The 13,897-nt window shown below is 40.6% G+C and carries 13 protein-coding genes; 9 read left to right on the plus strand and 4 right to left on the minus strand.

Going from position 1 to position 13,897, the window contains the following annotated elements:
* Positions 1-62 precede the first annotated feature (62 nt).
* Complete coding sequence (gene rlmD, locus IE337_RS00165) at positions 63-1,493, plus strand: 23S rRNA (uracil(1939)-C(5))-methyltransferase RlmD (RefSeq protein WP_191136390.1); 1,431 nt, start codon at positions 63-65, stop codon at positions 1,491-1,493.
* Positions 1,494-1,554: 61 nt separating this feature from the next.
* Here rlmD and IE337_RS00170 read toward each other — a convergent pair whose 3' ends face one another.
* The gene (locus IE337_RS00170; RefSeq protein WP_191136391.1) at positions 1,555-2,241 is read right to left on the minus strand and encodes a Sir2 family NAD-dependent protein deacetylase; all 687 of its coding nucleotides are present in this window, start codon (positions 2,239-2,241) and stop codon (positions 1,555-1,557) included.
* Between the two features lie 185 nt (positions 2,242-2,426).
* Between IE337_RS00170 and IE337_RS00175 the strand changes: the two genes are divergently transcribed.
* The 3 genes from IE337_RS00175 (at position 2,427) to IE337_RS00185 (ending at position 4,737) form a co-directional block, all read left to right on the plus strand.
* On the plus strand, positions 2,427-3,308 hold the full coding sequence (locus IE337_RS00175; protein ID WP_191136392.1) for a 3-hydroxyacyl-CoA dehydrogenase: 882 nt from the start codon (positions 2,427-2,429) through the stop codon (positions 3,306-3,308).
* Positions 3,309-3,436: 128 nt separating this feature from the next.
* On the plus strand, positions 3,437-4,009 hold the full coding sequence (locus IE337_RS00180; RefSeq protein WP_057744764.1) for a TetR/AcrR family transcriptional regulator: 573 nt from the start codon (positions 3,437-3,439) through the stop codon (positions 4,007-4,009).
* A gap of 131 nt (positions 4,010-4,140) precedes the next feature.
* Positions 4,141-4,737 (plus strand): 5' nucleotidase, NT5C type, encoded by a 597-nt coding sequence (locus tag IE337_RS00185; RefSeq protein WP_191136852.1) that lies wholly within the window; start codon positions 4,141-4,143, stop codon positions 4,735-4,737.
* A 71-nt stretch (positions 4,738-4,808) separates the two neighbouring features.
* Here IE337_RS00185 and IE337_RS00190 read toward each other — a convergent pair whose 3' ends face one another.
* Positions 4,809-6,692, minus strand: a complete 1,884-nt coding sequence (locus tag IE337_RS00190) for a heavy metal translocating P-type ATPase (protein WP_191136393.1) — start codon at positions 6,690-6,692, stop codon at positions 4,809-4,811.
* 151 nt (positions 6,693-6,843) lie between these two features.
* On the opposite strand from IE337_RS00190, the gene IE337_RS00195 reads away from it, so the two are divergent.
* Positions 6,844-7,182, plus strand: coding sequence for an ArsR/SmtB family transcription factor (locus IE337_RS00195; protein ID WP_112468753.1), 339 nt, complete (start codon positions 6,844-6,846; stop codon positions 7,180-7,182).
* 105 nt (positions 7,183-7,287) lie between these two features.
* Here the strand turns inward: IE337_RS00195 and IE337_RS00200 are convergent, their stop codons facing one another.
* Both IE337_RS00200 and IE337_RS00205 read right to left on the minus strand, forming a co-directional pair.
* The gene (locus tag IE337_RS00200) at positions 7,288-8,022 is read right to left on the minus strand and encodes an amino acid ABC transporter ATP-binding protein (RefSeq protein WP_191136394.1); all 735 of its coding nucleotides are present in this window, start codon (positions 8,020-8,022) and stop codon (positions 7,288-7,290) included.
* A 12-nt stretch (positions 8,023-8,034) separates the two neighbouring features.
* Positions 8,035-8,727: an amino acid ABC transporter permease gene (locus IE337_RS00205; protein WP_057744777.1), complete on the minus strand. Its 693-nt coding sequence runs from the start codon at positions 8,725-8,727 to the stop codon at positions 8,035-8,037.
* Between the two features lie 521 nt (positions 8,728-9,248).
* On the opposite strand from IE337_RS00205, the gene IE337_RS00210 reads away from it, so the two are divergent.
* The 4 genes from IE337_RS00210 to IE337_RS00225 all read left to right on the plus strand — a co-directional run bounded on the left by IE337_RS00210 (position 9,249) and on the right by IE337_RS00225 (position 13,846).
* A complete protein-coding gene (locus tag IE337_RS00210) occupies positions 9,249-10,046 on the plus strand; it encodes a transporter substrate-binding domain-containing protein (RefSeq protein ID WP_191136395.1) in 798 nt (265 codons plus the stop codon).
* Between the two features lie 155 nt (positions 10,047-10,201).
* A complete protein-coding gene (locus IE337_RS00215) occupies positions 10,202-11,089 on the plus strand; it encodes a UbiA family prenyltransferase (protein ID WP_227067676.1) in 888 nt (295 codons plus the stop codon).
* 75 nt (positions 11,090-11,164) lie between these two features.
* Positions 11,165-12,304 (plus strand): AI-2E family transporter, encoded by a 1,140-nt coding sequence (locus IE337_RS00220; protein ID WP_191136396.1) that lies wholly within the window; start codon positions 11,165-11,167, stop codon positions 12,302-12,304.
* A 183-nt stretch (positions 12,305-12,487) separates the two neighbouring features.
* Positions 12,488-13,846: an amino acid permease gene (locus IE337_RS00225; protein ID WP_191136397.1), complete on the plus strand. Its 1,359-nt coding sequence runs from the start codon at positions 12,488-12,490 to the stop codon at positions 13,844-13,846.
* The last annotated feature ends 51 nt before the right edge of the window (positions 13,847-13,897 follow it).

The following is a 13,897-nucleotide window of genomic DNA, read 5'->3' on the forward strand; positions in this document are numbered from 1 at the left end:
GAAAACCTGTGTTAGAATAGGACTTAACAAATACGTAAGAAAGTGAATTTTTTGTAGAACGAATGCCAGATTATAAGAAAAAAACGTACAACCAAAATCAACGTAATGCTAAGTCAAATCAAAAGCAAAATCAAGATGTCCAAGTGGAGGTGGGTGATAAGTTATTAATCACCATCAAACGACTTGGTATCAACGGAGAAGGAATCGGATACTATAAGCGTAAGATTACGTTTATTCCGAATGCTTTGCCTGGTGAGGTTGTCGATGTCGTTGTGACTGCTGTAAATCCAAAGTTTATTGAAGCTAGGATTCGAAAGTTTAAGCAAAAGTCACCTGATCGAATCGAACCACTAGATAATCAAGAAGTGGGCGGAACTGAGCTGGGTCACTTGCGTTATGAAAAACAGCTAGAATTTAAGCAAGATGTTATCCGACAAGCGTTGGAGAAATATCGTCCACGCGGTTATGAGGACTACGATTTGCGTCCAACGATTGGTATGGATGATCCAACTGGGTACCGTAATAAAGCGCAATTCCCAATTCGTAAGCAAGGTGATCATTTAGCTGTGGGAATGTATAAGCCAAACTCACACGAGTTAGTCGATTTACCTGAGATTTCAACACAGCATCCGGCTACTTTAAAAGTGGTACGGACAGTGCGTGATATCTTAGAAGAGCTAGAAGTACCCATCTACGATGAAAAGCAAAATTCTGGAATCGTAAAAACTTTAATTGCGCGCGTTTCTGAATCCACAGGGGATGTCCAATTAACACTCGTGACAAACTCTCCAAAGTTGCCGAAGGCGCGTCAAATTATTGAGCGTATCAATGCAGATTTACCTGAAGTTGTTTCAATTGATCAAAATATCAATAAGGGAAAGACATCATTAGTTTGGGGTGAAGAAACAAAGCATTTGTGGGGAACAGACTATATTACCGAGACAATCAATGGTAAGCAGTTTATGTTATCACCACGAGCCTTTTTGCAATTAAACCCTAAGCAAACCGAACGCCTGTATCAAGAAGCAATTAAGGCGCTTGATTTAACCCATGCAGATAAATTAATTGATGCATATTCAGGAGTTGGAACAATCGGTTTGTCATTGGCTGATCAAGCTGGAGAAGTGCGGGGAATGGATACCGTTGCTGATGCAGTTTACGATGCGAATGAAAATGCTGAAGCTAATGAGATTGAAAATGCTGATTATTTCGTTGGTGAAGCGGAAGTCTTGATTCCTGAATGGGCTGACCAGGGTTGGGTCGCTGATGCAATGGTGGTTGACCCACCACGTACTGGACTTGGTGAAGCATTACGTGACACGATTTTGGATACTGAGCCAGAGAAGTTAGTCTATATCTCATGTAATGCCTCGACTTTGGCACGTGATTTAGAAGATTTGACTGAAGTGTATGATGTTGACTATATCCAGTCAATTGATATGTTCCCCCAAACAGCACGTTGGGAAGGGATTGTTAAGTTTACGCGTCGTTAATGTTCCATGTGAAACAAAAACCGCCAACGTTATGTGTTAACGTTGGCGGTTTTTTATTGTGTTAATTTTGAAGCCAATCACTTATATCAGTTGTGATTTGAGTGACGGGTACGTTATTTTGCAGCGGGTGTATGGGCTCCTGATTGATAACGAAAATATGTTCTAATTTTTTTGCCCACAGGGTAAGTTGATTAACTGGAGCAACATTGAGTCGTGTCCCAACAATGACGACATTTTTAGCTGTCTGCATCCAAGATAACGCTTGGTCCATCCCTTTGACGTTCTCACCATAAAAAACAATGTCAGGCCGAATCATTAAGTTATCCTCTGTGTGTGGCAAATATTGATATTCTGTTTCGGACATCGAAACGGGTTGCCCATTTCGATCAATAAAATGGTCAATTGAACCGTGAATCTTTAACAGGTGATCAGCATGAATATGGGCTTGTTCCAATAAATTGTCGATATTTTGGCTGATGACTTGAATCCCTTGATGATGACTTAGGTCAGCAATCCACTGATGTCCTATGTTAGGCTGCGCAGTTTGATTCATTAAATACTTCGCAATGAAGTCATGTTGTTCCCAATAGTGTTGGTAGTAAGCTTCGCGACTAAGTAAAGCTGATGTATCGAAATTTGCTTGGAGACTAGCAAAATCTTGAATGCCTGAGGCAGTTGATAATCCTGCTCCAATGATAAAAACAGTAGGACTTTTGGTAATGATTTTTTCCATTTCTGAACGGTGCATTGGTGAACCTTCCCTTTCAATTATTTAAGTGTGAAATTATTCACGAATAATATTGAACTTTATTGTATTCAGCGTTAACATAGTATTTGTAATTGATAATGTTTTCACAATATCAGAAGAGAAATGAATTTATTCATGTTCACACTTTAAATTAATCATATCACTAAAAATAGGAGGATTGGAAAATGACATATCAAAAAGTAACAGTAGTTGGTGGTGGAACGCTTGGTTCACAGATTGCCTTCATGGCAGCTTTTGCTGGTAAGGATACCACAATTTGGGGTCGTTCCGAAGGGTCACTTGAACGTGCTAAGACACGGGTTGATCGTTGGGAAAATGAAGTGAAGGCTTACTATGATGCTTCAGATGCTGATATTGAATCTGCTCGTGATCATCTCAACTATACGACGTCATTAGAAGATGCCTTATCTGGAGCTGATTTAGTCATTGAAGCATTGCCTGAAAATGCCGAAACTAAGACCGATTTTTACGAGAAATTTGATAAGTTAGCCGATCCTGAAACCGTGGTAGTGACGAATTCATCAACGATGATGCCATCACAATTTGCCGAAACGACAGGTCGTCCTGAGAAGTTCTTGGGATATCACTTCGCCAATGAAATCTGGAAGAATAACACAGCTGAAATCATGTCAGGTCCAGATACTGACGCTACCCTTCCAGAAACATTGGAAGAGTTTTCTCGTGAGATTAAGATGGTTCCAATTATGGTTAAGAAAGAACAACCTGGTTATGTGTTGAATTCATTACTTGTACCATTCTTAGATGCCGGAACTGATCTTTGGGTTAGGGATGTAGCTGACCCAGAAACAGTTGATAAGACTTGGATGATTGGAACAGGTGCGCCCGTGGGACCATTCGGTATCATGGATCTGGTCGGATTAAATACGGTATATGAAATTAATAAGGGTCGCCCAGATGAGAAGAGTCAGCATGCTGCTGAGAAGATTAAGGAGCGCATGGACCAAGGGCTAATTGGGCAAGAAACGGGTCAAGGATTCTACACGTATCCAAATCCGGCTTACCTTGAGGATGACTTTTTGAGCTAATAAAGAAAAGAAAGTTGAAATAACCGTTAGTGTTGTTTCAGCTTTTTTTATGCTATTATATTGGTTGGGAGCATAGTTATCTATTTCTGTTAATATTTAATTGTATAAAAACGGGGTGTTTTTAGTATATGTCCAAAGTGAATCAGGCACAGATTTTTCAAGCAGCACGTGAAGTGTTAGATGAAAAAGGGTATGAAAAAGCGCGCTTGGCGGATGTCGCACGTAAGTTAGATATCTCGTCGGCCGCGTTGTACAAACATTTTAAAAATAAGGAAGATTTGTTTGAAGGAACCTTGGTTGATTGGTTGAATATGATTGATGAACCGCTGTTTGCTGCAAATGAACGCGCAAAGCCAGCTGATCGTGATCGAGCCCTCCATGACTGGATGTGGTTATTGTCATCACGACGACAGGAATTCTTTTTGGAGGAGCCGGAGCTTACCAAATTGTATAAAGAAGTATTAGAGCGTAATCACGAGTTACTGAATCCACGCTTAGTTGCCTTCTCTGAAGTTGTTGAGAACATTATGGCTTGGGACACTTTCCGTCATCAACGTGGTGCAACAATCATGCAAACTTTTGCCATGTTTTATCATCCATATTTTGTGAATATGTGGAAAGATCCATTGCTAAAGACGTTATTTGAGTCAACTTGGTTAGAAATTAATCCAATTCTGGCAGATGCGCAAACTGAAGGATAAGTAAAACCGGCGTCAGGAAAATTGACGCCGGTTTTTGTGTTAGAATAGGTTCGAAAGTTAGAAACATATTTTGCTGTGGTTTATGCTCGAACAAGTGTAGAAATACGATAATATAACCAGAAGTGAGGAAAATAATGACTAAACCAAAATTATTCTTAGATATGGACAATGTTCTTGTGGACACGTTACCTGTCTTAAATGCACAAGATATGCAGAAAGAAGACGTGGCTAAACCTGATCAAATTCCAGGTATTTTCAAAAACTTACCACCAGTTGCAGGTGCCATTGAAGCGGTGAATGTCTTATCCGAAGACTATGATATGTACATTTTATCAACTGCACCATGGCATAATCCAAGCGCTTGGCAGGACAAGTTGATTTGGCTGCAGAAATATTTTGGTGCGGATGATTCAAATCCTTTTTATAAGCGTGTTGTTATGGCACACGATAAGGGCCTTGTGCATGGTACGGGCGGTATTCTAGTTGATGACCGACCATATCATGGTGCGAGCGCATGGGATGATGCTAAAACTGATAGCTTTTGGATTCAATATGGTTTCGATGAAAAGCTAGTTTGGTCAAATGAATTAGTTGATTTTCTACAGGCAGTGGCACAGGCTTATGCTAACACGCATAATGTGCGTGCAGCAATCGATCAAGTGAATCAATCAGTGCATTATCAATTGCATGGTGATAAAGAGAAGTTTGAAAAAGCAAGTTGGGAGTAATGTCCCAATAAAAAAACCACTTATGAAGATTCATAAGTGGTTTTTTATTGGTAAAGTTTCACGTGAAACTTTTATTTTTGACGAAGTATGCGCATTGAATTCAAAACAGCTAGCACGGTCACACCAACGTCAGCGAAGACAGCTTCCCACATATTAGCTAGGCCAAAGGCACCTAATAATAGGAAGATAGTTTTGACAGAGAGTGCAAAAACAATATTTTGAAGCACAATTTTACGGGTATACTTGGCGATATTGATGGTCGTTGAAATACGACTAGGCTTATCATCCATAATAATCATATCTGCGGCTTCAACGGCAGCATCCGAACCAAGGGCCCCCATGGCCATTCCAACATCAGCTTTTACGAGGACGGGGGCGTCATTGATACCGTCACCAACAAAGGCAACTTTTTGAGGGTTCCCATTGTTAAATTGAAGCTCGGTAATTTGTGTTACCTTATCAGCAGGTAGTAAATTGGTAATAGCCTTATCGATACCTAATTCACTGGCAACAGTGGTTCCAACAGCATGATTATCACCAGTAAGCATGACGGTTTGCAAACCTAAGTCGTGAATTTGACTGATAGCAGCTTTAGCATCCGCTTTAGGTTCATCGGCTACAATGATGCTACCCCAGAATTTACCATCAACAGCTACGAGAATGGTTGTTCCAGTTGGGTCAAGTTCGACATGATTAATATTTAAATCCGCCATCGCTTTTTCATTACCAATGCTGACCTTATGACCGTTAACAGTAGCTTGGATACCGCGACCAGAAGTCTCGGTACTCTCAGTAACCTGATATTGGTTCAAATCACCGGTGTAGCTGTTAACAATTGATCGAGCAATAGGATGAGTTGAGTTTTGTTCAACAGCAGCGGTATACCCGAGTAAATCATTCTCATTCACATCATTAGCTGGAATTAACTTGGTCACTGAGAAGCTACCCTTAGTCAAGGTACCTGTTTTATCAAAGACCACAGTTGTCACATCGTTCAATGCTTCCAGATAGTTACTTCCCTTGATAAGGACACCATTCTTAGAAGTAGCGCCAAGACCAGCAAAGAAGGCGAGTGGCACTGAAAGGACTAATGCACAGGGACATGAAATGACAAGGAAGACTAAGGCACGTTGGACCCAAGTACTCCATTCTTGACCAAAGAAGAGAGGCGGGATGATTGCAAGTAAGACCGCTACCAAAACAATGATAGGTGTGTAGATACGTGCAAACTTTGTAATAAACTTTTCTGTTTCAGCTTTGTGTGCGTCTGAATTTTCAACCAAATCAAGAATTTTGGCAACCGTTGAATCCGTGTAAGCATTTGTTACTTCAACGGTTAATGTACCGTCGATATTAATTGATCCACTTAAGACATCATCACCAGTGGCAACACGGCGTGGCAAAGACTCACCAGTTAGAGCAGCTGTGTTCAGGCTTGATTGGCCATCAGTCACAACAGCATCCACAGGAATTTTTTCACCTGGTTTGATGAGCAAGGTGTCACCAACTTTAACTGCCTCAGGTACCACTTGCTTGAAGTTATCACCATCTTTAACATTTGCATATTCTGGTTTAATTGCGACAAGATCACTAATAGAGCGCTTTGAACGGTCAACGGCAGTTTCCTCAATCAATTCACCGATTTCAAAGAATAGCATAACGGCAATTGCTTCAGGGTATTGCCCTAAAATAAGTGCACCGATGGTGGCAATACTCATTAAGGTGTTTTCGTCGAAGAAGTCACCATGCGCGCAACTTTTAAGCGCATGCCAAAGAACATTTCCACCAGCTAATAGGTAAGCTACGAGATAAAGGGTAAGTTGTAGATATCCGCCGGAGAGCATGTATGCAATCATGCCCAGAACGACACTGGCGCCTAAGAGTAAAGCTTTTTTCTTTTGCTCCTCAGTTAAATGTAATGACGATTGAGGTTTAGTATTTTGTGTATTTTCCATAAAGGCACCTCTTTTATAATGATAGTTTTATATATGAATATTTGTTCATGTGTAAAGTTTATCATGTGTTAAAAGGCTTTGCAACACTGATTGTGCTAATCTTTTGTTAGTGTGTTAAGATAGATTTATTGATTTTAAAAGGAGAAATGTGATGCCAGAAGATGTTAATTTAATTCATGCCGCTGACCTAGATGCAGCCCATGACATTTTTAAATTGCTCAGTAATCCAACGCGTTTACAAATTCTCTACATATTAGAACAGCGCTCGTTGAATGTGAGCGAAATCGTGAATTTACTTGGGATGGAGCAGTCGGCGATATCACACCAGCTAGCGCTCCTACGTGCGGGACATTTGATTCGAACAGAACGCTCTGGAAAGTCGATCTATTATCGATTAGATGATCCACACGTTCTGGATATTATTAATGAAACCCTTGAACACGTTGGACATATTGCCAAAGGAGAACCTTGGCAGGCCGATGACGCATAGTAATATTAGCCGGGAGTCTTTCATTTTAAAACAAAAAAACTGTTAATTTGTGTTTAGCCAAGGCCGGCGAACAGCAAATTAACAGTTTTTTTCAATTTGTTTTCATTAAATTTTATAAGCGTTCAAGAAACGATTGATTCGGTCGGTCGAATGATTAAAAAATGCATCGGGTGTACCATCAAATTTAATAGCACCATCTTCCAGAAAAATCATACGGTCTGCTGCATTCTTGGCGAACTCCATATTGTGCGTCACAATAATCATTGAGGCTTGTTGTTCAGCTAAGCGCTTTAGAATCCGCAGAACTTGTGCTTCGATTTCAGGGTCAAGGGCCGATGTTGGTTCATCTAATAGAAGATAATCTGGATGCATCGCCAAGGCTCGGGCGATTGCAATACGTTGCGTTTGCCCACCAGAAAGCTGATAAGGGTAGCGGTCCGCCATTTCGTCAAGGCCAACTTGTTTAAGTAAGTCATGGGCGTTCGCTTTGGCATCAGTCTTACTTTGCTTGAGTACGTGTACAGGGGCTTCAATCATATTGCCCATAACTGTTAAGTGATCGAACATACGGGGTTGTTGGAAAACCATCCCAGTTTTACGGCGAATCCACAATAATGTTTCTTTGGTAATGGGTTGGCTGAAGTCAATTTTACGATCATCAATGGTGTACTCACCTGTTTCAGGGTGTTCTAAAAGATTAAGCGAACGCAAGAGCGTTGATTTACCAGATCCAGAAGGTCCGACAATGACGGTAGTTTCCCCAGGGTTAAAGGTCACATTGATATCATCTAAGGCTTGGTGTTCAGTATAGGTTTTATTAACATTTTCAAGTTTTAACATGTGGAACCTCACTTATTTGACGAAACGATCCGCCCAACGTTGGATGTAACGTTGTGGAATCGAAAGAATGGTAACAAAGATGGCGTAGATGGCAGCAACGAGTAAGTACATTTGTAGTGGCTCGAAAGTTGCTGCAGCCAACTGTTGTGATAGGTAGAACATTTCAACAATCGTTACGGTTGAAGCCAATGAGGTGTCTTTGATTAATGAAATGAATGAGTTAGCGAGTGTCGGAATAGAAATTCGGGCCGCTTGAGGCAAGATAATGCGTATGAACGTTTGGCTGTCTGTCATACCTAATGCCTCAGCTGCTTCGCGTTGCGTGTCTGGAATGGAAGAAATTGCTGCACGAATTGCTTCACTGGCGTAGGCTCCAGAGTTCAAAGACAAGACGGCGATGGCAGCAATCCATGCGGATGGTTGGAGCCAGGCAATCCCAAGCTTTGGCAAGCCGTAGAAGACAACGAAGAGTTGGACTAGCATGGGGGTTGAACGAAAGGCCCAAACGTAGAAGGCGAGCAATTGGTCAAGGGTGAACCAAAGGGCACGCTTAATGCCGGTGACCTGTGGCTTATATGAACGGAGCACACCAACGAAGGCGGCGAGGACTAGCGCAATCACGAAGGATATTAACGCAAGCGGAATGGTGTATTTGATTCCAGCTATGATGAGCTGTGGGGCATAAGTTTTAATGAATTCAAACATGAATAAGTCCTTTCGATGGTGCTTGAGCAAAAGAAAAAGCGCCTAAGAATCCGTATGCCGGTCTTAGCGCGCTTGTTACGTTATATCGAATTGTTCACCAAAACGACCTAACGCAAGACGCGCGTTAGGCAGATGCAAGCAGCTTGATTGTTGATGTTTGTATGCATCATCGTTTTGGATCTCCTTAGAAATTTAATAAATAAGTTGCCTTAATTATATTTAAATTACTAACGAAAAGCAAGTGTAAACCAGCACAAATTATGCGGGTGTAAAATTGTTAACTTTTTATTAGTGAGTTAAACCATTGGTATGAGTGCGTTTTTGATGAATGAAAAACAAGTTAATCAAAATTAGGGGTTTGACAGGTTAAAAAAAGGTGGTTATGATTTGGGCATAATCTAAATTTGAAGCGAGAAAAAATCATGAAAACTTTAATGAACCGATGTTGATTTTCCATTCTAATTATATATTTCGTATTAAAATAACGGCGTAATTTAGAAAAAAGGAAAAGGTATTAAATCATGAATAAAGTATTGAAAGCATCAATGGCAATTGCGGCAACTGGTCTAGTCGGATTTGGGTTGGCAACGTCGAATGTATCGGCTGATTCATACAAGTCAGAACTTAAGCACAAGGGTGAATTAACTGTTGGCCTTGAAGGAACGTATGCACCATTTTCATACAAAGATAAGCATGGTAAATTGGTTGGATATGATGTTGAAGTCGCCAAGGCAGTTGCCAAGAAGCTTGATTTAAAGCCTGTTTTTGTTCAAACAAAGTTTGATTCACTAGTTGCTGGTCTGGATTCAAATAAGTATGATGTCGTTTACAATGACATGGGACCAACTAAAGAACGTAAGCAACATTACACATTTGGTGGAACTTATCTGAATTCAAAGGCAGTTATTATCGTTAAGAAGGGTTCTGATATTAAGACTGTTAAGGACTTGAAGGGGAAGAAGGCGGCACAAACGACATCATCAAATTATGGACAAGCGGCCCAAAAAGCCAAGGCACAGATTGTGAGTGCGCCTGGTTTTGCTGAAGCACTAGACTTAGTGAGCTCAGGTAAAGCCGATGCAACATTGAATGCTGATGATGCATGGAGTGTTTACAAGAAACAACATCCTAAAACAGATTTGAAGGCAATTCCAACTGATGATCTTGATGCATCTGGCGCAGCACCAATGTTGAGTAAGAAAGATAAGAAGTTGGCAAAGAAGATTACTAAGGCCCAAAATGAGTTGAAGAAGGATGGTACTTTGACGAAACTTTCAAAGGAATACTTTGGCAAAGATTTGTCAGGTAGCAAAAACTAATTTATATAGATAAATATTAAAAAAGTCGACTTCAGTTGAAGTTGGCTTTTCTTTTGTTTATAGCTTGAGCGAGTGGATAATACGAGACTTGTCACTGGTAGGGTAAGTAGTGCATAATTTGTAACGAAATCGATTTAGAAAGAGGATATGTAAACGTGAAAAATTTATTGAAGCTTGTGGAAATCCAATCACTTGTGGCTAGTGCGTTACCCTTAATGTTGGGATATTTATATACGTTAAATGCGTATCATGATTTTAATTGGGTGAATGCCTTGGTGTTTGCGCTAATTGCATTTGCTTTGCAAATGGGCGTCAATGTTTGGAATAATTTGCAGGATTACAAAGTTGCTAGTACTGATACATGGAAAAATGGGGTCAACAACATTGTTGGGTCAGCGGGGTATACCCTCCGTCAAGTTTGGCTGGTACTGCTAAGTTTGGTGGGCTTTGCTGGCGTTCTGGGATTATGGTTAGTGACGCAAACAGGTTGGCCTTTACTTGTGATGGGGCTAATTGGGGTGTTTGTGGCTTATTGGTATGCGGGGACACCTTTGCCACTTTCACGAACGCCCTTTGGTGAACTAGCTTCAGGGTTAACGATGGGCTATTTGATTTTTCTAGCAGCTGTTTATGTTAATGTGGCACCTTTAATGACGTGGACCTTGATTTGGCATGCGATGGTTGCATCAGCAATTGCGTGGTTTGCGATTGCTGACATTATGTTAGCGAATAATATTGGCGACTATGAAGAAGACATGGCTGAAGGGCGACGTACGTTGGTAGCGGTTTTAGGTAAGCCCACTGCCTTGAAACTCTTTGGTGGTATCTACGTGGCCGGATATGTGGTGTTGGTTCTTGCAGTTATTTTACGCATCTTACCTTGGCCTAGTGTCCTAGCATTGCTTTCTGCACCAATCGTCTTTAAAAATGTGAAGGCTTTTCAATCCGATCCCCAAAAGAAAAATTTCATCTTGGCAATCAAAAATGTCGTTGTGATCTCAGTGACTTTAGCGATTGGTTTGATTATCGCCTTGTTTATATAGTAAAATAAAATGTCTTAGTGCTAATATAGGCGCGAGGCATTTTTTTTATGAAAAAAACATATCAAGGAGTAGGCTATGGAACGTCTAAAGCAATCTAAGTTGCTATATTGGACATTAGAAGCACTCGCAGTGGTTGTCTTAATCTGGGTTCTTTCACAATTAAGCTTTGTGTTGAAGCCAATTGGTCAATTTATTGGTGCTGTCTTTGTCCCACTAATTGTTTCTGGATTCTTATATTATTTAATGAATCCAGTTGTGAAATTTGTTAGTAAAATCAAAATTGGGAAGCGTCACTTAGGTCGTGGTTTAAGTGTTGCTATTGTTATGATTTTATTCTTAGCTATTATTGTACTGGCTATCTTTACTTTTGTTCCTAACTTAGTGGAACAATTAACAAAGGTTGTCGCAAGCGCCCCTAAGAGTATTTCAGGGATGCAAGAATGGTTAAAAGGGCTTAGCAACAACGAATTGGTCCAACGGATCAGTAAGGAACTTGACCTAAGTAACCTGCAAAAGCATGTGCAAAAGTATGCCGAAGGCTTTTTGGTTGGAACTGCAAACGGACTTGGAGCAGTTGTTGGTACTTTGACTGGTGTCATCGTGACAGCAATTACGGTTCCGGTTATGACTATCTACATGTTATTAGATGGCGATAAGTTGGTACCATTCCTACAAAAGCTGTTTGTTCCAAAGAACAAGGAAAAGGTTGCTGATATCTTGCATCGTCTGGATGAAACAATCTCTAACTATATTACCGGTCAAGCCATTGAAATGATTTTCGTTGGTGTCTTTACGACCGTTGGTTACTTTATGATTGGTCAAGAATATGCGCTCTTACTAGGAGTTGTAGCTGGATTAACAAATATGATTCCATATGTGGGACCATATATCGGTTATATTCCAGCTGTGATTGTAGCTCTAATGCAAGGTGGCTTCAAACAAGCTGCGTTGGTAACGATTGTCGTGTTGGTTGTGCAACAGATTGATAGTAACTTGATCTACCCACGTATTATCGGAAATACATTAAATATTCACCCATTAACAATTATTGTGTTGTTGTTAGCAGCGGGAAATATTGCTGGAATTCCGGGAATGATTTTGGCTGTGCCAGCCTACGCTATCGTGCGGACAATTGTGATTTACGCCTGGCAGTTGTGGCAGTTACGTAATACATCAACAACAACTGATGTTACAAATACTTCTCAAAACAACTAAATCTTGAAAAAAGAGTAGCAGTGGCTACTCTTTTTTTGTTAGGACATTGTTAAAAAAGTATCAAAGTTGCATAATCGGTGCGGGAAAATATTGCAAATTTTGGTGAGTAATTTATAATAAATAACTAACTGGCGTGCAATGTGCACGAACCAAAAATTGAATAGCGAAAGTGAGGCACAATTTATGTCAACACAAAACGAAAGTGGCCCGCAAGAGTTTGAGCGTGGGTTATCTGGACGTCATGTTGAAATGATTGCCTTAGGTGGAACGATTGGAACTGGATTATTCCTGGGTGCAGGAAAATCAATCAGTGCCGCGGGACCATCTATTTTATTGATTTACATCATTACTGGAATCTTTATGTTCTGGATGATGCGTGCATTAGGTGAACTTTTACTTACTGACACGAATGAACCGACATTCGTTGGGTTTATTGAAAAGTATCTTGGATTACGAACTGGCTTTGTGATCGGGTGGACCTATTGGCTAGGATGGATTACGATTGCCATGGCCGAATTAACGGCGGTGGGTACGTATATGAAGTACTGGTTCCCGAATATTCCGGTCTGGATTTGGGCCTTGGTATTCTTGGTTGCCCTGTACTTGATTAACATCATTGCTGTGGGAGCCTTTGGAGAAACCGAATTTTGGTTCTCAATGATCAAAATCATCGCCATTTTGGCAATGATTGCCGCCGGTGTCATCATGGTTTTGACACATACGCGTACGTCTGCTGGTGTGGCAAGTTTGTCTAACCTTTGGAAGTATGGCTTCGTAGCACATCATGGACATCAATTGTTAGCAGCGTTCCAAATGGTTTTCTTTGCCTTCCTTGGAATTGAATTCGTTGGAATTACCGCTGCTGAAGCTAAGAATCCTGAAAAAGTGATTCCAAAAGCAATCAATTCAATTATTGTGCGAATCTTGATTTTCTACGTAGGTGCTTTGATTGCGATTATGAGTATCCAACCTTGGACACACTATTCAGCAAACCAGTCACCTTTCGTGCAAGTGTTCTCAGGAATCGGTATTACTGCCGCCGCTGGAATTATTAATTTCGTGGTTTTGACAGCTGCTGCTTCATCTTTGAACAGTTCATTGTTTACAACAGGACGGATGCTATATTCACTAACACCTGCAACGTCACGTTTCCACACATTGAACCATCACAAGTTGCCATTCAATGCCATCTCAATTTCAGCGCTTTTGATTGGATTTGCGGCAGTTATTAACTACATTTCACCTGATGGGGCCTTTGAGATTATCACGTCAATTGCTTCAGCTGCATTCGTGGTCATTTATGCCGTGCTTGTGTTGGCCCACTTGGCTTACCGCAAGAGCGCTGACTATAACAAGTTTGAACATAAGTTTACGATGCCTGGGGCACCGTACACTGACTACGCAACTATTGCTTTCTTGGTTGGTATCTATATCATCTTGTTGACGACAGCCGATACACAATTAACAGCCATTCTTGCTTTGGTTTGGTTTGCTGTAATGATTCTATTGAGTTTCCGAATCAAAAAAGACAAAAATAAGTAAGATTTAAAGACTAACGTAAAGCGTTAGTCTTTTTTTTATCTAAATGTGAAA

Source organism: Weissella viridescens, assembly GCF_014789145.1.
In the GTDB taxonomy this organism is placed as follows: Bacteria; Bacillota; Bacilli; order Lactobacillales; family Lactobacillaceae; genus Weissella; species Weissella viridescens.